Here is a 25689-nt window from a genome sequence, read left to right on the forward strand (position 1 = left end):
TGGGATTATTTTAAGAAGCAGCGCTAATGCCTTGAAATGAACATTTTTACATCTCAAATTTTTTTTGCTTTAGGATAACAGCCCAAGAATTATCCTTAAAACATAGTCCAATTTGGCAATTTTCGAGACCAGACCCACAAGGTTTCTGAAACCTTGCAGGTCTTTGTTATAAAAAAATAAAAAAGGATTCTCACCCTCACCTTCCTCTTTTACAATACCGTTGTTCTTGTCTCCTGTTTCCTGATTCAGAAGATCTCCAGCAGATAGCGCTGATTTTCGCAGCTTTTTTTAAACTTAGAAACTTTTTACTTTCCACTCTTCTGCGTTAGGGATAGCAGCGGCATCCTTATAGCGGTTGATAGGACTACGATTTTGACAATTATCGGCCGACCCATGTTATTACTCTCCCCCCTTACCCCGAAAACCGCTATAAGATATAGCGAATAGCCCGGCCCCGACCTTTTAAGGAGGGGAAACGCCAATAAAAAATTTACTATAATATAATCAAAACCTGTACACTGGAAAGAAAACCAGTTTATTCCTCATCTTTCCAGGAATTCTAAAAAAAAACCAATTATAGAAATCGTAAGTTATCCAGATAATTATATGAAGAAGTTCCAAACGAGCCCGAAACGCACCAGAAAATCTGTATAAGGATAACGGGGGGCCGCAAAATTATTATTTCCGGTAATAAGAGAGTTTAAGTTTTCCAGTTTAAAAAAGACCCTTGTCTGCCTCACTTTTCCGTTAAAAAAGAAATCGAGAATGGGATAACCACCCAATTCCTGCTCCTGCTGTACGTAAAATTCGGCTAAAACAGGGTCATATCCATTTATCTCATAAGGAGAGAAATATTTAAAAGTAAAACCGGTTTGCAGATACAGCGCTTTATCAAACCAGTGATCATTATAATAAAATGAATTTCTGGTAACAAAATCAGGAAGTTTTAAAACCTCTGCTCCGTTTACCACATTTTGATACATAAGGGTATGGTGCATTCCAAAAACTCCAAGATTAAACTCCCGCTCTGCCTTTACCTTATAATAACGCACCTGATCACTATACTGGAAGGGTTTTACCTGATTAATTTCTTCGGCAAGACCAAAAAAGGTATAATTCTGAATCTGAGTTAGATTAAATTCGGCATCAAATAATTTTTCTGAATCCAGCCGGAAATGCAGGTTTTGTGAATTCACATTATCGTAGTTGTTTTGCCAATTATAATTCAAGTAGTCGCTCTGGTAAAGCAAAAAATTATAATTTGGCACTTTGCTGCTCTGGTTAAGTCCAAATTCTATTTGGTTATCTTCATCTAAAGCATAGGATGCTGTTGCCTTTAAATAATTTCCGGAAAATTCACCGGCCAAATTAAGAGAGGCCTCGGCATCCAGATTAAAACCACCAATATTTTTTTGATATTCTCCTCCTATGGACACCACTCCACCGGTAAGTTTATTGGTAATCACCTGATCGTTTTCCAATACATACACGGAATTATATCCATAATTAAAATGCTCATATCCTGCTTTTGCTACTAATTTCCCTAAAATGTTATTTTTAAAAGTCACATTGGCTTCATTATAAACTTCTTCTAGCCGCACCTGATCTTTCAAACCGGAACTTTCAAATGATTCTCCAAATACATCCGGCACTGCCTGAGCCTGATTGTAAGTGTACTTTTTATAATTATAATTAAAAACATGTCCCACCGAAAGGCTGTTAAGACTATCGGTTAAAGGATTGGTGAGGAAATATTCATGCTCAAGATAGAATCTTTTACCATGTAGTGTATTTTCGGCATTTTCAAACCGTACATCCAGCAGGGAACGATCTTCAAATTCTTCTTCTTCAGCAATGTATTGTGCCAGCGCCTGGTCTGTTAATCCGCCATTTTCTTCGTTAGTAAGATTATGCGTTATAAAATGACTACGCAACTGGTATTTTTTATTGGCAGTATGATAATTTGCCGTAGTTCGAAATATTCCTGTACTGGTTAGATAATGCTGGTATTTCCCAAGTGCACGCACCCCATTATAGGCTACTGAAAAATTAAAATTATCTGAAGTATTAACGGTAAAAAAGGCATCCAGCTGCTGCCCCTGTTCAGGAACAGTTTTAAAATATAATTCGGTTAAAGGAGTGGGTACCCTGTAATATGATATATCTTCCACTTCAAAAAAATGAAAATGCCTGGCCTGCGCCCCGAAATCGGGCGTGATTTGATCAAATTCTGGATTATAGCTTAATTTAGTGTATGGCTGACCTGTATTGTTAAAAGGTAAGAGTTCAAAATTGTCTTTTCGAAGATAGTTGAACCTATAATCTTTTTGGATGGTTAACGAGGTATCTACAAAAGTGGTATCATTTTCATGGGAAATGATTTTATAATCCTGAATGGGAGCTTTGGCAAGACTATCCGGAACTGTGGTTTCTTCGGAAGATTGGCCGGATGGCTGTAGCGATCCTTCTTCTTGTTGGGCAATAACATGGAAAGTGAAGAGGCTAAAGAAAACTACAAGCAGATTGTTTTTCATCATTTCTATTAAACTTCAACAAAAGTAAAATATTATATGAAATGAGCCAGAAATTGGCAGAAACAAAAAAACCACCCCGAGGGGTGGTTTTGGAAGAATTCCTATAAAATTGATTATTCAGCTGAATCGTCTCCTGCTGAATCGTCTCCTTCATCAGAAGAATCATCATCACCGGCATCTTCCCCGGCTGAACCTGTCATATTAACTCTAACAAAAAAGGCATCACCATATGCGCTTCCGTCCAAAGTTCCAGCCAATCCGGGTTGAACTAAAACAGGAGAAATTTCCATGATTTTCTCACAAGAATTTACTATTTCACCTGACCCTTTAAGATTATAATCCGGCTGAGGATCACCCTCATATATGGTGGATACATAATACTGTTCGGGAATAGTTACTTCAAATGATTCAAGATCTACTTCAAGTCTTACTAGTGACTCATCTACAATAGGTTCCCCCCATGCATCATTAAGCCATCCATAAACGAGGCCTCCGGTCATCATCAATTCACCATCTTCTATATAGGTAGTAAATTCAGTGGGATAGCCCCAAATATCAGTTCCCGACCAGGTTCCGACAAGTTCCTCCAAAGTAATTGAACATCTCCTAAAAAGTTCAACATTAAGTGTCCCGTTATCTACAAGAGTCTCATTGCCGTCAACATCTGTAAGGTTAAGAATTAAATATGAACTTCCACTTTCCGGGATAGCCGCAAAGTTGCCTGAAATAGTTAGTGTTCCAGTATATGAGCCCGCAGGTATTACCAAATCACCAACATTATACTGATCAGCAGACGCAGTAGATTCCGGATCTATTTCTACATTTACACTTCTTTCTGTAGATGCTGTATTGGTTACAACCACATCAACCTCTACAGAAGCTCCTTCCTCGGGCGTAGCCAAGGTCACGGATGAAGTAGAAAATTGAGCTAGAACCGGATAGTCATCACCAATTGTAGGTATCTCATTCTCCTCACAGGAGACCAGCGCCATAGTACTTACTATGAGAATACCAATCTTATTAATTATATTTTTCATAATTCAAATTTTATTTTGATTAGTATCCAGGATTTTGCTCTATATTAGAGTTTGCATTAATCTCTGCCTGAGGAATTGGGAATTGAAATCTAAAATTCCCTGCGGGAAGAGTAAGTTCTTGTGGAGGCGTTCCAGATCCATCAAGTATATCTCCATTATTTGATCTAACAATAGCGTCACCCATTCTTTTAATATCGAAAAACCTATGTCCTTCAAAGGCTAATTCAATTCTTCTTTGGCTTAAAATAGTATTTAGTAACTCCTCTCCAGCTTCTCCCCCTTCATAGGAATCCAATCTTTTATCCCGAAGCTCGTTAAGAGTTTCGAGCGCCTCAGTTTCCATACCAAGACGGTATTGAGCTTCAGATTTGTTTAAAACAACTTCAGCAGCACGCAAAACTTTAACATCTACAAGGCCATTATTCTGTCCCTCTTCTCCTAAAAACTTCTTTACCGCATTGTATTGATTTCCTGAATTTACCCCTACATAAGTTAAGACATCATGACGGACATCACTAGTATCTACACTATTAATAAATTCATAATCAGCCACATATTCTGATCTTACAGTTTCACCAGTTGTTTGGCTGTAAGCAACCCCTATATTACTAAAAGTACTTTCCGATGATGTATTGACTGACCATTCTACTATAACTCCAGTATTGGTAGCATCTGTATAGACCCCGGGAAGTTCCTCGGCAGTTGCTATTGGCTCAGAAACTTCATTTGCGGCGTCAATTACATTTTGATAATCCCCGTTATAAAGGTACACTCTAGAAAGAATCGCGTAAACCGCATCTCTATCTAGCCTACCTTCTCCATTACTGGCACCAATTAATTCTGCCGCCCTTTCCAGATCACTTATAATTTCAGCATAATTACTTTCTACTGTTTCTCTGGCCGGTTCTGCATAAGGATCCCCGGTATCGCCGTCTTCAACTTTTACATATACCACCCCAAGGGAAGAATTTGCATCTTCACTTTGCGTAGGAATTTTAGCATATATCCGCACTAGATCAAAATGAGCGAAAGCCCGGGCTGCCAAAGCCTGTCCAAGAATATTATCTTTCACATCTCCTTCAGGAAGGTTATTAATTTGACCGATAATTAAATTTGCAGCATTAACAGCTTCATAAGCTTCACTCCAGTAAAGAGAGATCGCTCCCCCTGTATTAGGAACATACTGCCAATCATAATAAACTTCGTTGGATCTACGGCCAGTTGTTGCCAAAATAACATTATCGGCTAAGATATCAGGAATGGTCTGGTATCCTGCTTCTGCATTATATTCTGTAGTTGAAGCATAATAGTTAAATAATTGACTGTAAACACCATCTACACCATTTTGGAAAGAAGCCTCACTATTGAAAAATGTTTCCGGATTTCCTTCTGTAAAAGGTTCCAAATCATTTATCTCATCATCGCAACTAAAAAGCACAAGTGATATAAATGAAAGTGATAAAAATTTGATATAGTTTTTCATATTCTGATTCTATTTTTTTGATTAAAATCCTATTTCAAATCCTACTGTATAAGATTTGGTTTGAGGATAGCTATATAATGAAAATTCACCAGCAACAAAACCTTCATCTTCAGGCGCAATAGTCTCTTCTGATCCGATTCCGATTTCAGGGTCGCCGGTAAAATTAGTGAAGGTTAGCAAGTTCTGACCTGTTGCAAATATGCGGAAAGTATCAATACCCATTCTTTCTGCAAAACCAGATGGTATATTATAATCTATAGTAAGATTACGCAACCTCATATAATCACCACTTTCTAAAAATCTTGTTGTGGTTTGATCTGCATTAGCCTGATATAATGGACTTGGAAGCACATTCTGGTCTCCTGGCTCTTTCCAATAATTAAATGCTTCTACATATAAGTTCTGATTAACATTACTTATAGCTACACCATCAGATTTTTGATAATTAAGAACATAATTTCCTTTTTTAAATACAAAATCTCCCCTCAATCCAAAACCTTTATATTTAATTGATGTAAAGAAACCGCCTTCAAAATCAGCCTGGGGTGATTTACCATCTATTATAGTCTGGTATGAATCACTATACTCACTTGTAAGATTACCATCGCTATCCAAAAATAGTGGCTGCCCATTAGCTGGATTCACCCCTGCATAACGCGGTAAATAAAATGTATTTATTTCTTCTCCTTCACGCAATATAGTTGTTCCATTAATAATATCTTCTCCATTTACAAGCTCTTTCACTTCATTATCCAGGAAGGCTGCATTACCTCCAACAGTCCAGGTGATATTGGCGTTTCTAATGACATTAACATTTAAAGAAACCTCTACACCACTATTCTGAATTTCCCCGATATTACTTAATATAGAGTTATTTTCATCACCCACAGTTTGGGAAATTGGTCTGTTTAGCAATAAATCCTGGGAAGATTTTTTGAAGTAATCAACTACACCAGAAATCCTGTTATTAAAAATAGAGTACTCCACACCTATATCCAATATTGCCTGAGATTCCCATTGAATATTTGGGTTACCTACTCCAATAGGAATAGCAGTAGTTGATCCATTATAAGTGTTAAATTGCAGTAAGTTCAAGAAATTAAAGTCTCCAATATTCTGGTTACCTGCAGTACCATAAGAAGCCCTTAATTTTAAATCACCAAATACGGAGCCTTCCATAAAGTCTTCATTGGCAATATTCCATGCTGCACTCCCACTATAAAAATACCCATATTTATTATCAGGCCCAAATCTTGAAGAACCATCTCTTCTAATAGATCCCGATAGGATATACTTACTGTCAAAATTATAGTCAACAAACAGACCCTGAGAAAAGAGAATATTTCTCTCTTCCTCACTACCAGCTGAAGTAGCTTCTGCAGCAACTTCCTGATATGGGATGTTTGGGGAAGGAAAACCTCTACTGGAAGCAAAAAGATCGGTATAGATGTTTTCATTATATTCCAAGAGGAAACTCGCACTTAAATTATGTACATCATCAAAGCTATCAGCATATGTAAATAAGTTATTTACGTTATATTGAAAATCTAACTCATAATTATCCGTCTGAGATCCAGGAAAATCAGCATTACCCACAATACTATTAAGAACACCCCCCGCAATTGACCGAGTGGTTCTATTGTACCTGTTACTGGTAGCTCCAACTGTAAACCTATTCGAAAATTTATCGCTGAGCTGAATATCCGCGTGAAGACTACCAAGAATTAAAAAGTTCCTGTTATCTTCAGGTTCAGTTTGTAATGCACGTGCAATAGGAAACCCCTGAGTAGTTGGATTAAAAACAGGAGAGCCATCATCCTCCCTGACAATGTCACCCTGAGCATCTCTTGAATATAAAGGCTCATAAGGATTATAACTGTACATTGCAACAAAAGGATTCTGAACGTTGTTTCTATCCCTGGGCAAATCTGTAGTACTACGGGCAAGGGAAATATTAGCGCCAATTTCTAACCAATCTTTTGCCTGATATGTTGTATTTAATCGTGTTGAAATTCTTTCAAACCCATCAATCCTATCAATAATACCACTATTTTTGTCGTAGCCTAAAGAAAGGAAATAGGATAATTTCTCATCTCCTCCTGAAATAGAAAGGGAGTTGGATTGAATGTAAGAATTCCTAAGAAGTTCTTGCTGCCAATCTGTATCATAAGATCTTAATAATTCCAATTGGTCAGGGTTCGCCGTGAATCCGGGCAAACTTTGTGCATCAGTCACGCCTAGTTCTGCCAATTGTCTCTCATACTCAAGTTTTTGTGCAGCATCCATCATTTCAAAATTCAAATCATCAATTTTAGAACCACTTCCCAATGAAGACCTAAAAACAATTCTCGCCTCGCCTGATCTACCTTGTTTTGTAGTAATAACTACTACACCATTTGCACCCCTGGATCCATACTTAGAAACAGTAGCTGCATCCTTTAAAACAGAAAAACTCTGAATATCTGAGGGATTGAGGTTGTTAATAAAAGATTGATCAACTGGTGTTCCATCTACAACATACAATGGAGTGGAACCGGCATTAACAGATCCAATCCCACGAATTTGAACAAATGCTGTTTGCCCAGGACGACCATTGGCAGCAGTTACTTGTACCCCCGCAGCTTTTCCTTGTAAAATATTATCTACACTTGTAGATGGTACAAAAGTTTCTATTTCTTCAGAAGAAACGGTAGAAACGGCTGATGTAGATAATTCCCTAGAAGTGGCCCCATATCCTACTACTAAAACTTCATCCAGAGCAGCAGCATCAACATCTAAAGCAATATCTATTACATTTGATGCCCCTACAGTCACAGTTTGGGTAGCAAAACCCACATAAGAAAATACGAGTTTACGACCAGCTGCCACTGAAATATCATATTTTCCGTCGAAATCTGTCTGAACTCCATTATTAGTTCCCTGTACAATCACGTTAACCCCTGGTAGAGGTAAACCCTGATCATCCGTCACTGTTCCAGTAACGGTTTTCTCCTGTGCAAATGTAAATTGCACTACGAACGCTAATAGTAGCGTAAGAATTGCATGTAATTTGTGTTTCATTATTATTTAAATTTGAATTAGCCTGCGCCAAAAATGCTAATAAAATGCTAATAACACAAGCAATATTTTAATATTTAACTTCTTCTATCCCCCTATTAGAACTCCACACCTGAGAATTTTACTAAATTTGTCATCATATTATTTTAAAGCCGAGGCCATTTATGCTCAGAAGATTTAGTACAGGAAAAGTCACCGCCGGAACCGACGAAGCAGGACGTGGATGCCTCGCCGGACCGGTAACTGCGGCGGCCGTTTTATTACCTGATAATTTTCGGCATCGATTGTTAAATGATTCTAAAAAGACAAACCTAAAAAATCGGAATCTCCTAAGATTTGAAATTGAAAAAAAGGCAGTCTGCTTTGGAGTTTCTCACATATGCATGGAAGAAATTGATAGAATCAACATCTTAAATGCATCCATTTTGGGAATGCACCGCGCTCTGGAAAAACTAACTCACTGTCCCGAATATATAATTGTAGACGGGAACAAATTCAACACTTATAAAGATGTTCCGCATGAGTGTATTATAAAAGGAGACGGAAAATATTTTAGTATCGCAGCAGCTTCTATACTGGCAAAAACTTATAGAGACGAGTATATGGAGATAATTCATGAAGAATTTCCCATGTACAACTGGAAGCAAAATAAAGGTTACCCCACTCGTGAACATCGTGAGGCTATCCGTAAACACGGAATTACTAAATATCACAGAAAAAGCTTTCGTCTTTTACCGGAGCAACTTGAACTGTCCCTTTAAATTTCTCCACCCTTTGTTGCTATATGAATTAAATCCCTATGTGAATTTAAAATTCGGGGCAAACACACCAGTATGAACCGGAAAAAACGACTTCAAAATTTTGAATTAAACCTTGGGGATTAATCGCTTATGGGGGATAACTAAAAAGGAGGCTTAATGCCTCCCTTTTCAATTAAAACATTTTAATACTATTGACCATAACCAGGATTTTGCTCCAGCAAAGAATTAACATCCATTTCTCTTTGCGGTATAGGAAAAGTTAAACGCTCGTCATCATATTCCAAATCTCCTACTGGTCTCATTGTTCTTTGAAGATCCTGAATAAGAAATCCTTCAAATGCGAGTTCTAATTCCCTTTCTTTCAAAATCTCATCAAGTCCAACATTATCTAGTAGATTTGCATTTGCCCTTTCTCTTATAACATTAATATCCTCAGTGGGAGTATTCCCTATAGAGGTACCAAGTCTAAAATTAGCTTCAGCTCTAATTAGGTACATTTCTGCCAATCTTATCACAGGGATATTGGCGAATTGATTTGTATACTTGGAAGTAAGCGTTTCTCCGTTATCATCACTTTCGTAAAAGAAAGAAGACCTATCATCTGTTTCAGAATCAAACATTTCAATAAACTCAGGATTCACCGTAATGTCTCCGCCTCGTCCTCCTAAATCTTCCTGCGCATAATGCAATACAAGATCATTGCCTCCTCCTTGTGTGGTAACCTGAAAAGCAAAAATATATTCATCACTATCTACCTCATTATTAAATGCTTCCTCATAAGTATCAGTAAGCGAATGGTCACTGTTTTCAATAACATCATTTGCCGCATCCCTGGCTCCTGTGTAATTTCCCTGTTGGAGATAAACCCTGGCTAATAGCGCTTTAGCTGCATATTTATCTGCAAAAAAGGAATTAGATGCAGGCAACATTTCAAAGGCATTATTTAAATCTTCCAAAATCTGATTATAAACTTCTTCTACTGAATTTCTTGGAATTTCAAGATTTCCTGAATAATCTATAACACCTTCAAGAGAAAGAGGTACTCCTGGCTGCGAGTTTTCCTGCCCTGCTTCATAAGGCGCACCATAAAGCCTTACCAAATCGAAGTAAGTAAGAGCCCTCAAAAACATAGCCTGCCCGGCAATATTATCTTGTTCCTCTTCATCTACAAGTTCAATATTATCTACCACAAGATTTGCCTGGTTAATCACCTCATACCCGTTCAGCCAAATATCCCTCACATAAGAATTATCGACGAAAATATTTTTTCTAAAAACATCTCTAGGCTGTGTGAAGGTACCCCTCCAGGTAGCTTCATTTGTAAAACCATAAAGGTCGGACAGCATTTGTATATCCCCTCCATAGGAATCTGCCTGTCCAGCCTCTTCGTAAGCACCTATTAAAATATTCTCCACATTTTCACCGCTAGATAATGCAACCTCTGTTGATATTTCTTGTGCAGGCTCTATATTAAGTTCATCTTCACATGAAGTAAAGGCTATGCCTATTAAGAATGTTGCAAAAATTAATCTGTATTTTTTCATATTATTTTTTTAGAATTTTAGATTTACACCAATGGAATAGGTTCTCGCTGCCGGAGCAGAATAAAAACTAACACCCGTACCTTGATTAGCATCACTTGTACTTTCCGGGTCGTACCCCTCATAATCTGTAATGGTTAACAGGTTTAAACCAGAGAAATAGACTCTGAAATTCTGTAGCCCCAATTCTTCAATTATATGGTCTGGAAGAGTATAACCCAAAGTTAAATTTCTCAACCTGATAAAATCAGATTCCTGAAGATATCTTGTAGATTGTGCAGTACCGTTAGCTCCAAAAAATCTTGCCTGCGGCACATTGGTTATATCTCCCGGCTCCTGCCATCTATCTAACTGATCTGCTGTTTGATTATCATAATAATCTCCATTAGCAGATTGGTAAACACCTCCAGCATTATAAATACTTGCCCCCCATTCTCCCTGGAAGGTAAAAGCAAGATCTATCCCTTTATAATAAAGGGAGTTAGTAAAACCAGCAATCCATTCCGCGTAAGGTTGACCGGCTACTATACGATTAGCTTCATTGGGATTAGTTGTGGTTTCCCTCTCAGTATCTTCACCGTTAACATAATACAGGGCATCACCATTATCAGGATCTACTCCTGCATATTCTAAGAGATAAAAGGCTGAAATTGGCTCTCCTTCCCTTAGTATATTCTGGCCGGTAATAATATCTGCTCCATCGGTAGGCAAAGATTTTACTGTATTATCATTGTTAGCAATATTAAAACTGGTACTCCAGGTAAAATCACCCTGAAAAATATCTGCATTAATAACAAATTCAACTCCTTCATTTTCCATCAATCCAATATTCCTGTTGATAATTGGCCGGCCAGAAGTTCCCGGTAAAGGCACTTCAAAAAGCAATCCATCAGATTCTTTCAAATAATAATCGATTTCTCCTGAAATTCTATTATTCAGGAATCCATATTCAAGTCCCAGGTCAAATTGATCTACACTTTCCCAGGTTAGTAAGGGATTTTCTGCCTGATTTGGTGCAATCCCGGGTCGTTGATTATAAGACACCCCTCCAAAAAGTCCTCTTGAAGCAAAGTCATCTATATTTGCGTTTCCTGTTTGGCCATAACTAGCTCTAAATTTTAAAAATGAAAGAACTGTATTATCCTGAAGAAAATTTTCTTCTGTAAGAATCCATCCTCCTGAAACTGCTGGAAAAGTTCCAAATTGGTTTTCAGAGCCAAACCTTGAGGAACCGTCTCTACGCACACTCGCTTTCAGTAAATATTTATTGTTAAACGCATAAGTTGCCCTGGCAAAATAGGACAGAAAACTATTGCCGGTTTCTTCCCCGCTACCATCAGTAATTTCTGCAGCACTTTCTATTGTCTGGAAATCGTCTGTTGGAAATTCAATTCCTGTAACATCCTGAAACCTTCTGTTAGTATTGTTGTATTCCATTCCCGCAACAACATCTAAATCATGCACACCTGAAAAAGTCTTACTAAAGGAAAAATAATTACTGGTAACGTAAGATTCTGTAGCCACACTGGAAGCGTAGGCCTCTCCATTAGTAGCCTGAAAAGGAACCAGCCTACCTTCAAACTGATCTTCTGTTTGGTAGTACAAATCATATCCAAAATCTGTATTGAATTTCAGGAATTCAAAAAACTGATATTCTGCAAAAGCCCTACCTGTCACTCTTCTAACTAACGTATTATAAAAAGCATATTTATCCTGCAAAAGAAAATTGGGATATAAGGTATTAGAATTAGGCTCCCCATCTTCTAAATATGCCGGAGAAAGAGCAGGCTGTGCCACTGCCTGAACAGGGTTTACAAAAGCATTGTCGTTAGCTATTCTGTCAATATTTGTTCTGGAAAAGCTCATATTTAACCCTGTATTAAATTTATTGGTTAATCTATGAGAAACATTAGCTCGTGCGGTTACACGGTCCAATTCATTTCCGGTAATGATACCTTTCGTATCATTATAAGCTCCTGAAAAGAAATAGGAGGTTTTCTCATCTCCACCAGAAACAGAAAAGTCCATATCCTGTACAAATCCATTTTGAAAAATTAAATCCTGCCAATCTGTATCTACCTCTCCATCTCTCCAGTTTGTACCGTTAGCAAGAGATTCAAAATTCTCTTCTGCCACAGCCAAACCTTCTTCCTCTCCGTAAGTATTAATAGCAGCTTCTGTAAACAATTCAATATATTCATCGGCATTTAACCAGTCCCTTAAATTAGCCGGCTCACTAACCCCATAGGAATAATTAAGGGATAAGCTAGCTTTCCCGCTTTTTCCCTTTTTAGTGGTAATAATTACCACACCGTTAGCTCCTCTGGAACCATAAACTGCTGCAGCAGAAGCATCTTTAAGAATGTCTATAGATTCAATCTCGTTGGAACTAAGAGTAAGCAATGGATTAGTAGGAGCACCGTTATTGGACTCATTATTATTAATAAGAGGAACCCCGTCCAGAACATACAAAGGCTCTGATCCTGCACCAATACTGGAAACACCACGAATCCTAATATTTACACCTCCTTCAACCTTACCATTGGTTTGGGTTACCTGAACCCCTGCCGCCTTTCCTGCCAAAGCACTTTGCACACTTGGTGTAGGGACTTCATCAATATCTTCTGATGTTAGCTTCGCCACATTATCGGTAAGCATCCGTTTACTCTGCGTTCCATACCCCACTACCACAACTTCATCAAGAGCAGCAGCATCCTCGGCCAGCTGAACATCTAAAACATCATCAGTTTCTACAGCCCGTCTTTCAGAAGCAAAACCCAGATAACTAAATACCAGGATTTCCGCAACACTGGCTTCAATACTGTAATTCCCATCAAAGTCGGTTTGCACTCCACGGTTGGTATTCTCTACAACCACATTCACACCGGGAATAGGCATACCATCTGAATCGGTTACCGTACCGGTGACTACTTTTTCCTGGGCAAAGATTAAATGCCCGACTAATAATGGCATTAAAACCAGAAGTCTTTGTAATTTTTTCTTCATATACATTAGATTTTTGAAGGGTCAAAATTCCAAATTATATAGTATACAGGGAAGAAAAAGTTCTTTTTTCTACAGAACCAGAAGAAGAATTATTTGAAAATCGATTTTAGCATGTCAAAATGCGATTGTCGTATTTTGAGCAGCTATTTATTAAAAACTTCAAAATGATTTTTATCCTTCCATCCGCTAATTGCTGCTAAAAATATCTAATACACCCCTAAAAATGAAGGGTAGTCAAGAAATATTTATTCACTTAAGAGAAGTTCTGCCCCAAAAAGCGCAGCAAAATGCTTCAGAAGTTTTTCCTGAACTTCATTTAAAGGAATCTCTTTTTTGCCCAATTCAATATTTAATGAAGTAACTGCTTTATCCTGAATTCCGCAGGGGATAATATTATCAAAATAACCTAAATCGGCATTTACATTTAAAGCCAGTCCATGCATTGTCACCCATCGGCTCGCACGCACCCCCATGGCGCATATTTTTCGGGCAAACGGAGTTCCTATATCCAGCCAAACCCCGGTTTCACCTTTACTCCTTTCGGCTTCAATGTCATACTCTTTTAAAGTAAGTATTACTGCTTCTTCCAACAGCCGAAGATATTTATGAATATCGGTAAAAAAATTATCCAGGTCTAAAATTGGATAAGCTACCAATTGTCCCGGGCCATGATAGGTAATATCCCCGCCCCTGTTTATTTTATAAAAACTGGCATTTTTTTGCTTTAGTTCTTCTTCAGAAATCAATAAATTTTCTGCATTTCCGCTCTTGCCAAGAGTATAAACATGAGGATGTTCCACAAACAACAGATAATTTTTAGTTTCTTCATCCAGACTTTCCCGCCGATTTTTAATTTTCCTGTCCAGGGTTTTTTTAAATAAATTCTCCTGATAATCCCAAACATTCTTGTAATCCTTAAAACCGAGATTTTGAACCTCTACCTTTTTATTCATAACTAACTGTTTGGGTTATTCAGAATAATAAGTGCGGCAATTACTCCGGGAATCCAACCAAGAAGCGTAAGGATAAAAACTATAATAATAGATCCGCAGCCTTTATCAAAAACCGCAAGAGGTGGGAATAAAACTGAAAGAATAACACGCCAGACACTCATTTTCAAAAATTGAAATTATGTCACAAAGATAGAATTAAAATTTCGGCTTTCACTGGCATTGGTGGATAGCGTGATTGTCATTATATTTGCTTCCGCACAAGGCATAAGCCTGTAGAAATCACAATAAAATACCATGCAGTTATCTGAACAGGAAATTATTAGAAGGGAAAAATTATCTGCCCTAAGGGAAGCGGGAATTAATCCGTATCCTGCCAATCTTTATCCGGTAAATCGTACTACGGCCGATATTAAATCGAATTTTGAAGAAGGTGAAAAAGTAGTTATCGCCGGTAGATTAATGTCCAGGCGAATCCAGGGGAAAGCTTCTTTTGCTGAGTTACAGGATTCAAAAGGCAAAATTCAGGTATATTTTAACCGCGATGAAATTTGCCCTGATGAAGATAAGAGCAAGTATAATGATGTTTATAAAAAGCTGCTCGATATTGGTGATTTTATTGGTATTGAAGGCGAACTCTTTAAGACCAAAGTTGGTGAGATGACCGTCATGGTTAAAGATTACAGCCTGTTAACCAAATCTTTGCGTCCGCTTCCGCTTCCTAAGACCGATAAAGAAGGAAATACTTATGACGGATTTAAAGATCCTGAACATCGCTACCGCCAGCGTTATGCCGACTTAGCAGTGAATCCACATGTAAAAGAAATTTTCGTAAAGCGAACAAAATTGTTCAATGCCATGCGAAATTTCTTTAATGATAAAGGCTATTTTGAAGTGGAAACACCAATCCTTCAGTCCATTCCCGGCGGTGCCGCCGCAAGGCCTTTTATCACGCACCACAATGCGCTGGATATCCCGCTTTATTTAAGAATCGCTAACGAGCTTTACCTTAAAAGGCTTATTGTTGGTGGTTTTGACGGCGTATATGAGTTCTCCAAAAACTTCAGAAATGAAGGAATGGACAGGACTCATAATCCCGAGTTCACTGCCATGGAAATCTATGTGGCCTATAAAGACTACAATTGGATGATGGAATTTACCGAAAATCTTCTGGAGCATTGTGCGGTTGCCGTAAATGGCACTACCGAAGCTACTTTCGGAAAACACCATGTAGATTTTAAGGCGCCGTATAAAAGAATTACCATGACCGAAGCCATTAAAGAATTTACCGGATTCGATATTACAGGTAAATCTGAAAAAGAGCTTTACCAAGCTGCCAAAGGAATGGGAATTGAAGTTGACGATACCATGGGCAAGGGCAAACTTATCGACGAGATCTTTGGTGAAAAATGTGAAGGCAATTTTATTCAGCCCACATTCATTACCGATTATCCAAAAGAAATGAGTCCGCTTTGTAAAGAGCACCGTGATAATCCAGAATTAACCGAGCGTTTTGAACTTATGGTCTGCGGAAAAGAAATTGCCAATGCTTATTCAGAATTAAATGATCCTATAGATCAGCGTGAGCGTTTTGAAGAGCAATTAAAACTTTCCGAAAAAGGAGATGATGAAGCCATGTTTATCGATGATGATTTTCTTAGGGCATTAGAATATGGTATGCCTCCCACCTCCGGTTTAGGTATTGGGATGGACAGGTTAATCATGTTCCTTACCAATAAACAATCTATCCAGGAAGTATTGTTTTTTCCTCAAATGAAGCCGGAGAAAAAGGCCCCGATGCCAAAGCCTGAGGATTTTCTCAAAATTGGAGTTCCGCAGGAATGGATAGACACGGTAATGCATGAATTTGCCAGTGTATCAAAATTAAAAGAGCATAAGCCTACGCAGGTACACCAGAAATTAAATGGTTTAAGAAAGAAAAATAAATTACCGGTATCAGCCTTACAGCTGGATGAAGTGGAAAAATGGTTTAACTAATTATTTTAACTTTAATTTAAACCTTTTACATTCACACAAGTCTAAAGACTGCCGAAAGGCGGTCTTTTTATTTCGGACACTCCGGAAGAACTGTTTTTCTTTACATTACATCCTAAACTTAAACTAAAAATTTATGACCAAAAATTTATCTTATAAAGCTTTACTTGTTGCCTTATCAATTTCTGTTTCCGGTTGTGCTGTCTTTAATGGCAAAGATGCATCAGGTACCGCACAGTCATCAGAAAAAAAAGAGACAAAAGAAAAGGACGGACTAAAGCCTTACAATAAAGTAATTACCAACGAAGCAAAATCTGATAATGGCTTATTTACAGTTCATAGAGTAGATGAAAAATATTATTATGAAATTCCGGATAGTCTTTTTAACCGGGAAATGCTTACCGTTACCCGTATTGCCAAAACGGCCAGCGGGATTGGTTTTGGCGGTGGTAAACAGAATACCCAGGTGCATCGCTGGCAGAAAAAAGGCAATGATATTTTGCTTCGTGTGGTTTCTCATGAAATTTATGCCGCCGATTCACTTCCCGTTCACGAGGCAGTGGTAAATTCTAACTTTGAGCCAATTCTTCAAAAATTTCCAATTAAAGCAGTAAAAAAAGACTCTGCCAGCAGCAATGTAGTGATTGATGTGACAGATCTTTATACTAAAGATGTTATGGCTCTTGGCCTGCAGGATTCAGAAAGGGAGGAATATAAAGTTTCCCGTCTTGATGACAGCCGTTCTTATATAGACACCATCAGAAGTTACCCTGAAAATATAGAAGTTAGGCATGTAAAGACATATAATGCGGGAGATCCACCGTCTAACTCCAGCCTGGGGTCGGTATCCCTGGAATTTAGCAATTCCATGATCCTGCTGCCAAAAGTACCTATGGAACGCCGCTATTTTGACCAGCGTGTGGGATGGTTCACCACAGGACAAACAGATTATGGACTGGATGCACAAAAAAGTGAAACCGTGCGCTACCTTGATCGCTGGAGATTAGAGGTTAAGGAAGAAGACAGGGAAAAATTTAAGAATGGAGAACTGGTAGAGCCAAAAGAACCCATTGTTTATTATATAGACCGTGCGACTCCTCAAAAATGGAGGCCGTTTATTAAAGAAGGAATTGAAGACTGGCAACAAGCTTTTGAAGCTTCCGGATTTAAAAATGCCATAATTGCCAAAGATGCTCCTACTGTAGAAGAGGATCCGGACTGGAGCCCGGAGGATGCAAGATATTCTGTAGTACGTTATCTGGCTTCTCCTATTCCCAATGCAAATGGTCCTCACGTAAGTGATCCGCGCTCGGGGGAAATTCTGGAATCAGATATTAACTGGTATCATAATGTAATGACCCTTTTAAGAAACTGGTTCTTTGTTCAAACCGCCGCGATTAATGAAGATGCCCAGGGAGTAAAATTTAAAGATGAAGTAATGGGCCGGTTAATACGATTTGTATCTTCTCATGAAGTTGGGCACACTTTGGGACTGCCACACAATATGGGTAGTAGTGTTGCCTATCCAGTAGAAAGCCTTAGAGACCCTGAATTTACCAAAATGTACGGCACTGCGCCTTCAATAATGGACTACGCCCGTTTTAATTATGTGGCGCAGCCGGGCGATGGCGATGTTGCTTTAATGCCAAATATTGGCCCTTATGATAAATATGCCATTGAATGGGGTTACCGCCCGATTCCGGAAGAAGGCCCTATTGAAGAAAAGAAAGTGCTTGATCAGTGGATTCTAAAACATGCCCGTGATCCTGTTTACAGGTTTGGGCAGCAACAGGGTAATGTAATAGACCCAAGTTCTCAAACCGAAGATTTGGGTGATGATGCCGTGCTCGCCAGCCACTACGGAATTTTAAATCTAAAACGTATTGTACCTAAACTTATAGACTGGACTTCAGAAGAAGGAAAAAACTATGATGATTTAAGTGACCTTTACAGCCAGGTGGTTGGACAGTACAACAGGTATATGGGGCACGTTGAATCTAACATAGGTGGTGTTTATGAAAACTTCAAAACCTATGATCAGGATGGTGCGGTTTACACACACGTTTCAAAGGAAAAGCAGAAAAGTGCTATGGATTTCCTTCAGAAGGAATTATTTAAGACCCCCGAATGGTTGCTAAACGATTCTATCTTCAACAGAATTCAGTACGATGGAAGTATAGAACGAATCCGAACCATGCAGGAAAGAGCACTTGGTAATATCCTGGATTTTGGAAGGATGGCCCGTTTGATGGAAAATGAAGAAATTAATGGCAACAATGCTTATTCTTTGCTAGACATGATAACCGAATTAAGAAAAGGAATATGGAGCGAATTGTCTTCAGGAGGAGAAATAAACCGTTATCGCAGAAATCTTCAGCGGGCATATATTGCCAGGATGGAATACCTTATGACGCAGGAGCAGGAACAGGTACCGGCGCGTTACAGGGAATGGGTTAACCAAAGTGATATTGACGTTTCCCAAAGTGATATAAGGCCTGTGGTACGAGGAGAACTAAAGACGCTGCAAAGGCAAATAAGGAGTGCATCCTATAATACAAGAGATACCCTTACCAAATACCATTTACAGGATGCTTTGGAAAGAATAGATTTAATTCTAAATCCAATTGCTAAAAGCTAATAAAATTTCAAAAGTTTTTGAGCCTGCCAATATTTATCTGGCAGGCTTTTTTTTGCCTGTTATCCAACTTATTTCTGCTATTATCCAGTATCTGTAAGTTTTTCGCTACTTCTTCCAATTAACTGTTTTTCACATAATTAGAACCTATTCAGAAATACTTTTTGTTCACTTTAAGAATCGAGTTAAAGTAAGTCTAAACATGATTTAAAATTTCTGTTTGAGCCGAAAGTTTTACAAATTGGGGTTATTAACAACTTAAAAAAATACAATATGAAATCGACGATCAATTTTGACAAGTACAGTAAGTACTTTTTACTTCTTTTTCTTACTCTGGGAGTAGTAAGCTGCGATGAAGATGATGATGTAATTGACAATGATGAAGATTACACCGGATCCATTACAGCTATGGACCAGACAATTTCTCAGGAGGACAACACCATAATGGTACAGAGTGTTACCGTTGGACAAGATAGCTGGTTAGTAGCAGTGCATTCCGATGAAGAAAATTCTGATAATTTTATCGTAGAGCCGGTAATGGTGGAAGAAGGAAGTGATTCAGACATTATGTTAACCCTGAATGAAGATGCCGGACTTATGGAAGGCGATAATGAAATTACATTAAAGCTTTATGCTGAAGACGACGATGGTGTATGGGATATAGACGATGAGGCTATTACCGATACAAGCGGACTCTTGACCACTACCACTATTACAGTTACTGTAGAAGGCACTACTGCCAATAGTTTTGCAGATTACGATACTGATGGTGACGGATTCCTGAATGCAGATGAAGTTGCAGGGACTTATCAAAACGACTTTAACAACTGGGATACCGATGCTGATGGTTCTTTAAGCGATGAAGAGTTTTCTAATACCACCTTCGCGAATACAGATACAAATAGCGATGATGGTATAGATGAGGACGAATGGAACGCTGGTAACACAGGTCAGTTTAGCACCTATTCAGGAGATAATGATTTTGCTTATTATGATACCGATGCTGATGGTACTATAAACAGTGATGAATGGAATACAGGCTATGCTGATTCTGACTGGTATGGTACTTATGATGCAGATACCAGCAATAGCGTAACAGAAGACGAATGGAACGCAGGTCTTTATAATGACTGGGATACCGATGCTGACGGAATGATTAATGAAGATGAATATAATAACTATAGCGGTTATGCCGGTGGATGGTCCTCTGAAGCCGGAACTGGTACAACCATGTAATATTGGTTGGCGATTGTTAGGAAAAGGCTGGAAGATTATTCTTCCGGCCTTTTCTTTTTTACTAAACTTCTTGGATAGTTAATAAACATCACAGTTTTATATTAAACTATCAACTAGATTACAAGTCTAAGTTCTAAATACTTATAAATATGAAAAAACTAATTTTATTACTGATTATGCTGGTATCTTTATCTGCATTTTCACAGGACGAAGGCCGAAGAATGGGTAACAGAAGCCCCGAGGAAATGGCAAATTTTGCTTCAGAACGAATGACCAATATGCTCGATTTAAATGAAGCACAACAGGAGCAGGTGAAATCATATTACCTGAACAGAACTGAAGAAATGCAAAAAATGCGAAAAGAGCAATCCGGAAGGATGAGCAGGGAAGAAAGAAAAAAAATGATGGAGAAAGCAGCCACTGCTGAAGATGAGGAAATGAAAAAGATCCTTACCGAAGAGCAATATGGAAAATGGCAAAAATCCAGAGAAGAACGCAGAAAGAACTGGCAGGATGGAAACCGCCGCAGAAATTAAGTATCTGTCTTGATAATTAAGAGCCTGTAAAAATGGAGGATTTCAGTACACCATCCCCATTTTTTTACAGGCTTTTCTTTTTCCTATCCAAGTTTCGTAGAACGTAACCTTAACGCATTGGCTATTACCGAAACCGAACTAAAACTCATTGCCAAAGCAGCAATCATTGGAGACAACAAAATTCCGAAGAAAGGATAAAGTACTCCGGCCGCAATAGGCACTCCCACCGAATTATAAATAAGGGCAAAGAAAAGATTCTGCTTAATATTCCTCATCACCCTGGCGCTTAATTGCTTTGCTTTTACAACCCCCTGAAGGTCTCCCTTCAGCAAAGTAATTTCAGCACTTTCAATTGCCACATCAGTTCCCGTACCCATGGCAATACCAATCTCAGCCTGGGCAAGGGCAGGCGCATCGTTAATTCCATCGCCAGCCATAGCCACTTTTTTCCCGTTTTCCTGAAGACGTTTTACTTCTTCCAGTTTATCCTGCGGCAGCATCCCGGCTTTAAAACCAGTGAGGTGCATTTCCTTAGCAACAGCCGCCGCCGTGTTTTCATTATCACCTGTGAGCATAACTACCTCAACACCCTTCTCCATTAATTCTGAAATGGCCTTACAGCTGGTTTTTTTGATGGCATCGGTTACAGTGAGATATCCTGCAATTTTTCCATCAGCTGAAAGATAAGAAACCGTTTTTCCCAGTTTCTGTTCTTCTGAAACCTGCTCCTGAAGTTCTGCGGGCAACGCAACATTCAATTCTTTCATCAATGCGGCATTTCCTATTCCTATCTTTTCGCTATTTATTTTCGCAGTAACTCCTTTCCCGGTAACCGCATTAAAATTTGATGCCTCTAAAAATTTTACATTTTTCTCACGGGCGTAATTTACAGTGGCTTCAGCCAAAGGATGTTCACTCTGGGAATTGACCGAAGCAATTTTCCGCAGCACCTCTTCTTCAGAAAAATCACCTGCAGGCACAACTTTTTCTACGGAAGGTTTGCCCTCGGTTATTGTACCGGTTTTATCAATTATCAGCGTATCTATTTCATCCATCTGCTCCAGGGCGCGGGCATTTTTAATTAGCACGCCGTTTTGGGCACCCTTCCCTACTCCCACCATTACAGACATTGGTGTGGCAAGACCTAAGGCGCAGGGACATGCAATAATTAGTACCGCAATGGCATTGATTAAAGCATAAACATAAGATGGTTCCGGGCCATAAATGGCCCAGATAATAAAGGTTATTACAGAAACTGCCACTACAACCGGCACAAAATATGCTGAAATTTTATCTGCCAGTTTCTGGATTGGCGCCTGCGAACGGCTGGCATCGTTAACCATTTTCACAATCTGGGCCAGCAGGGTCTCATTCCCCACTTTTTCAGCTTTCATGGTAAAGCTTTTATTCCCGTTAATGGTACCTGAAGTCACTTTATCTCCTTCATATTTTTCCACCGGAACAGGTTCTCCGGTGATCATAGATTCATCTATACTTGTTTCCCCTTTTTCAATTGTGCCATCTACGGCAATTTTATCACCGGGCTTTACCCTTAAAATATCTCCCACTTCAATTTTATCTGAAGCAATAACTTCTTCCTCCCCGTTAACAATGCGAATTGCGGTATTAGGTGCTAATTTCAGAAGCTTTTTAATGGCAGAATTTGTCCTGCTGTGTGCCCGGGCTTCCATTACCTGGCCCAGCAAAACCAAGATAAGAATCACCGTGGCCGCTTCAAAATAAACATGCACGGTACCCGCTTCGGTTTTAAACTGCTGCGGAAAAAAATCCGGAACCAACATCCCGAAAACGCTAAAGAGCCACGCAATTCCGGCCCCTATTCCTATTAAAGTAAACATATTGAGGTTCCAGGAAACTATAGATTTCCATGCACGTTCGAAGAACATCCAGGTGGCATAAAAAACCACCGGCAGCGATAAGCCTAATTGTATCCAGTTCCAGTACTTCAAATCCATCCATTCATAAAGCGGATTATCAGCCAGCATTTCAGACATGGCGATAAGAAAGACAGGCAGGGTAAAAGCAATTGCAATTTTGAACTTTTTCAGCAGTTTTCTATAAGTTTTGTCCTCGGCTGAAGAGTCTACTTCTTTAGGCACAAGATCCATCCCGCAAATGGGGCAACTGCCGGGGCCATTTTCTTCAATTTCAGGGTGCATTGGGCAGGTGTATTTGCCACTCACCGCCGTGAGACTCATTTCCTCCACCAGGTCCATCCCACACACAGGGCAATCTCCTGGCTGGTTATAGGTTTTTTCTCCCTCGCAATGCATAGGACAGTAAAAAACACCTGTACCTTCGCCTTTTGATACAGGTTTTTCCTCGTGTTGATGATGTTTATGCTGCTCTCCCGGCAAATGAATCTGGTAATTCCCGCCGGCCTCTTTTAATGCCTGCTGAAATTTGCCTATTTTAATATGCTTCTGCATTTCTATTTCAGCTTCAGCTTTCTCCAGATCAACGGAAGCTTTGGTCACTCCTTCAACTTTATTTAAAGTTTCTTCCACATGGGAACGACAGCCGTTGCAGGTCATGCCGGTTACAGCATATTTATGCTTCATTACATGTTCATGATTTTTCTCTGCCTGTACGGAACTGGAAGCTTCAGAAGAATGCTGATCTTTTTCTTCAGCTTCAGAAGGAAGATAAATTTGATAATTCCCGCCTGCTTCCTGCAATGCCTGCTGAAATTTGTCAATTTTAATATGCTGCTGCATTTCTACTTCAGCTTCAGCTTTCTCCAGATCAACAGAAGCTTTGGTCACTCCTTCAACATTATTCAAAGCTTTTTCCACATGACTGCGACAGCCATTACAGGTCATTCCTGTAACTTTATAGGTATGTTTCATTATTGCGCTCAATTTAGGGCAAGTTAAATTTTCAATATCCAATTCAGTTTTAAAATTGTCGGATTTCCTTTAGAATTCTTTCTACTTTCTTCGGGAAATCTACGCTTCTTTCAGATTAAAATGAGGAGAGTTACAGGCCTGTTCTAATACCATTCCAATTTTACAAACAAAAAAAGCCCGAAAATCCGGGCTTTTATAATCAATTGAAAAGCGTTTGTTTTATGTCAAAAATTCCTCACAGGCTTTTTCACATTCCCTGCAGGATTTTGCACAATCCTGGCAATGCCTGGAATCATGTTTTCCACATTCATCTGCACACTCTCCACATACCTGCTTACAATATTGCACTAAACCTTTTACATTGGCACCATCTATGGCAAGAATCTGAACCAGTGCAGCACAAGCTTCGGCACATACTTTATCTGTACGGATGCAGGAAACCATCATTTCTAAATTATCCTCACCAAGGCAGGCATCTGCACAATAATTACAATGATTTATACAGTTTCCCAGTGTATGAATAAATTTCTCATTTCTCATAATTGTATTTTTTTGGTTACACTTTAAAATTAATAAGCATGAACAAAAATTACTTTTAAAATTATGGTAAAGAATATTGCTATTAAGGAAGATTTAATGTATATCCTTTTTCTGTCCTATAATTTCTTTCGTCACCCTGAATTTATTTCAGGGTCTCAGTATTGCAGTGATTCGCATTGAAATGAGATTCTGAAACAAGTTCAGAATGACGTCATTTTTCAGTTTAGGATACTTTACGGACAAAAAAAGATTTATAAAGAATCCAGGGTGTTACGCTTTTTGACTCGTTTGGCGCGGTATTCAGAAGGGCTTATACCTGTACTTTTTCTAAAAGAACTGGATAGGTATGCAGCACTGGAATAGCCCGTACAGTCAGCAATTTCAGAAATATTTAATTCATCATATTCCAGCAATTCTTTTACTCTTTCTATTCTTATTGTATTCTGAAAACTGGAAATACTCCTGCCCTCATATCTACTAAAAAGATTGGTGAGGTGGCTATAATCATAATGCAGGCGGTCGCTCAATACGCGGGAAAGTTTTTCTTCAGGCATTTCATTTTCATAAACCTGCTCAATAATTATTGATTTGATATTATTTATGATCCTTTCATTTTTCTCCTGAAGAATTTCGAATCCTACTTCTTTAAACTCCTGATCTAGCATACGAAGTTCCGGAGCTGTAAGTTTTCTGTCAATAGCAGCTTCGCCCAGGGTTATATGGCTAAAAGGGATCTTGTGCCGCAGCAATATTTCCCTTACCGTTGCTATACACCGGTTGCAAACAACATTTTTAATCTGGATGGTTTCGTTTTTCAAATCTTCCGGGATTGATAAAGCCGGTTCCTTCAGGGAAAAATCCAGATCAGGAACCGGCTTTTTTTATTAATTTAAAGTTTCTTCAGTTCTTCCACAGTTCAGCATTTTATCTCCGAAATATGGATTCCTGATTTGTTTTGTACTGGAATACCAATAGCCTCCCTCACCTTCAAAAGCCATAGGGCAATATTGCTTATAAATTTCTCCTGACGCTAAAGCCCCTTTCAACACTGGCTCCATTGCGGAAGCCAGGCTGGAAAACGCCTCTCTCTGAACATTTATATCTTCTGTTGCCATAATTTTATTGGCTGCGTTTGCCAATTCTGCCCTTTCTGTATCCTTTTTGATTTCATTCAGTATTTTTTGGGCAGATTTTTGTGCTTCAACAGCATTATCGGCTACCAGCGCATCTTTCACTCCGGTGTAAGCTTCGTAAATACGGCCGGTGATCTTATCGTTAAATTCCGGGGCTGCAGCGGTATCCTGCATTTCCTTCATACTGGTTTCAGATTCCTGGTGATGCTCATTCTGCATGGGCATACTCTCTTCTTCATTTCCTTTATTATCCCTGCAGGATGCCAGGCTTAAACTTCCGGCTATCGCTGCAAAAAATACTGCATTTCTAAATACTCGTTTCATAATTTCTTTTTTTGGGTTATTTAAATTAGTAAATCTTTTTATTATTGCTGA

The 25689-nt window shown here is 38.8% G+C and carries 17 protein-coding genes; 5 read left to right on the forward strand and 12 right to left on the reverse strand.

Annotated features, from left to right (window positions below; all coding sequences use genetic code 11):
* Positions 1–602 precede the first annotated feature (602 nt).
* From RM539_RS00005 to RM539_RS00020, 4 genes are all read right to left on the reverse strand, one after another.
* On the reverse strand, positions 603–2537 hold the full coding sequence (locus tag RM539_RS00005) for a putative porin (protein ID WP_311501411.1): 1935 nt from the start codon (positions 2535–2537) through the stop codon (positions 603–605).
* A gap of 110 nt (positions 2538–2647) precedes the next feature.
* Positions 2648–3571, reverse strand: a complete 924-nt coding sequence (locus RM539_RS00010) for a hypothetical protein (RefSeq protein ID WP_311501412.1) — start codon at positions 3569–3571, stop codon at positions 2648–2650.
* A 19-nt stretch (positions 3572–3590) separates the two neighbouring features.
* Complete coding sequence (locus tag RM539_RS00015; protein WP_311501413.1) at positions 3591–5054, reverse strand: RagB/SusD family nutrient uptake outer membrane protein; 1464 nt, start codon at positions 5052–5054, stop codon at positions 3591–3593.
* A gap of 21 nt (positions 5055–5075) precedes the next feature.
* On the reverse strand, positions 5076–8114 hold the full coding sequence (locus RM539_RS00020) for a SusC/RagA family TonB-linked outer membrane protein (RefSeq protein ID WP_311501414.1): 3039 nt from the start codon (positions 8112–8114) through the stop codon (positions 5076–5078).
* A gap of 161 nt (positions 8115–8275) precedes the next feature.
* On the opposite strand from RM539_RS00020, the gene rnhB reads away from it, so the two are divergent.
* Positions 8276–8872, forward strand: a complete 597-nt coding sequence (gene rnhB / locus RM539_RS00025; protein ID WP_311501415.1) for a ribonuclease HII — start codon at positions 8276–8278, stop codon at positions 8870–8872.
* 188 nt (positions 8873–9060) lie between these two features.
* On the opposite strand, the gene RM539_RS00030 is transcribed toward rnhB, so the two are convergent.
* The 4 genes from RM539_RS00030 to RM539_RS00045 all read right to left on the reverse strand — a co-directional run bounded on the left by RM539_RS00030 (position 9061) and on the right by RM539_RS00045 (position 14533).
* Positions 9061–10416, reverse strand: coding sequence for a RagB/SusD family nutrient uptake outer membrane protein (locus RM539_RS00030; protein ID WP_311501416.1), 1356 nt, complete (start codon positions 10414–10416; stop codon positions 9061–9063).
* 9 nt (positions 10417–10425) lie between these two features.
* Positions 10426–13419, reverse strand: a complete 2994-nt coding sequence (locus RM539_RS00035; protein WP_311501417.1) for a SusC/RagA family TonB-linked outer membrane protein — start codon at positions 13417–13419, stop codon at positions 10426–10428.
* 245 nt (positions 13420–13664) lie between these two features.
* On the reverse strand, positions 13665–14372 hold the full coding sequence (gene lipB / locus RM539_RS00040; protein WP_311501418.1) for a lipoyl(octanoyl) transferase LipB: 708 nt from the start codon (positions 14370–14372) through the stop codon (positions 13665–13667).
* A gap of 2 nt (positions 14373–14374) precedes the next feature.
* Positions 14375–14533, reverse strand: coding sequence for a YqaE/Pmp3 family membrane protein (locus tag RM539_RS00045; protein WP_311501419.1), 159 nt, complete (start codon positions 14531–14533; stop codon positions 14375–14377).
* Between the two features lie 133 nt (positions 14534–14666).
* Here RM539_RS00045 and lysS point away from each other — a divergent pair, with 133 nt between their 5' ends.
* The 4 genes from lysS (at position 14667) to RM539_RS00065 (ending at position 20771) form a co-directional block, all read left to right on the forward strand.
* Positions 14667–16367, forward strand: a complete 1701-nt coding sequence (gene lysS / locus RM539_RS00050) for a lysine--tRNA ligase (RefSeq protein ID WP_311501420.1) — start codon at positions 14667–14669, stop codon at positions 16365–16367.
* A 133-nt stretch (positions 16368–16500) separates the two neighbouring features.
* Positions 16501–19002: a zinc-dependent metalloprotease gene (locus tag RM539_RS00055; RefSeq protein ID WP_311501421.1), complete on the forward strand. Its 2502-nt coding sequence runs from the start codon at positions 16501–16503 to the stop codon at positions 19000–19002.
* A 270-nt stretch (positions 19003–19272) separates the two neighbouring features.
* Positions 19273–20235 (forward strand): EF-hand domain-containing protein, encoded by a 963-nt coding sequence (locus RM539_RS00060; protein ID WP_311501422.1) that lies wholly within the window; start codon positions 19273–19275, stop codon positions 20233–20235.
* Between the two features lie 149 nt (positions 20236–20384).
* On the forward strand, positions 20385–20771 hold the full coding sequence (locus RM539_RS00065) for a DUF4890 domain-containing protein (protein WP_311501423.1): 387 nt from the start codon (positions 20385–20387) through the stop codon (positions 20769–20771).
* An 83-nt stretch (positions 20772–20854) separates the two neighbouring features.
* Here RM539_RS00065 and RM539_RS00070 read toward each other — a convergent pair whose 3' ends face one another.
* The 4 genes from RM539_RS00070 to RM539_RS00085 form a co-directional block, all read right to left on the reverse strand.
* Complete coding sequence (locus RM539_RS00070) at positions 20855–23641, reverse strand: heavy metal translocating P-type ATPase (RefSeq protein ID WP_311501424.1); 2787 nt, start codon at positions 23639–23641, stop codon at positions 20855–20857.
* Between the two features lie 219 nt (positions 23642–23860).
* Positions 23861–24181 carry a four-helix bundle copper-binding protein gene (locus RM539_RS00075; protein WP_311501425.1) on the reverse strand — a complete coding sequence of 107 codons (321 nt, stop codon included), beginning with the start codon at positions 24179–24181 and terminating at the stop codon, positions 23861–23863.
* Between the two features lie 251 nt (positions 24182–24432).
* Positions 24433–24999, reverse strand: coding sequence for a helix-turn-helix domain-containing protein (locus RM539_RS00080; RefSeq protein ID WP_311501426.1), 567 nt, complete (start codon positions 24997–24999; stop codon positions 24433–24435).
* A 66-nt stretch (positions 25000–25065) separates the two neighbouring features.
* Positions 25066–25638 (reverse strand): DUF3347 domain-containing protein, encoded by a 573-nt coding sequence (locus tag RM539_RS00085; RefSeq protein ID WP_311501427.1) that lies wholly within the window; start codon positions 25636–25638, stop codon positions 25066–25068.
* Between the last annotated feature and the right edge of the window lie 51 nt (positions 25639–25689).

This window comes from Autumnicola musiva (assembly GCF_031846585.1).
Classification (GTDB): domain Bacteria; phylum Bacteroidota; class Bacteroidia; order Flavobacteriales; family Flavobacteriaceae; genus Autumnicola; species Autumnicola musiva.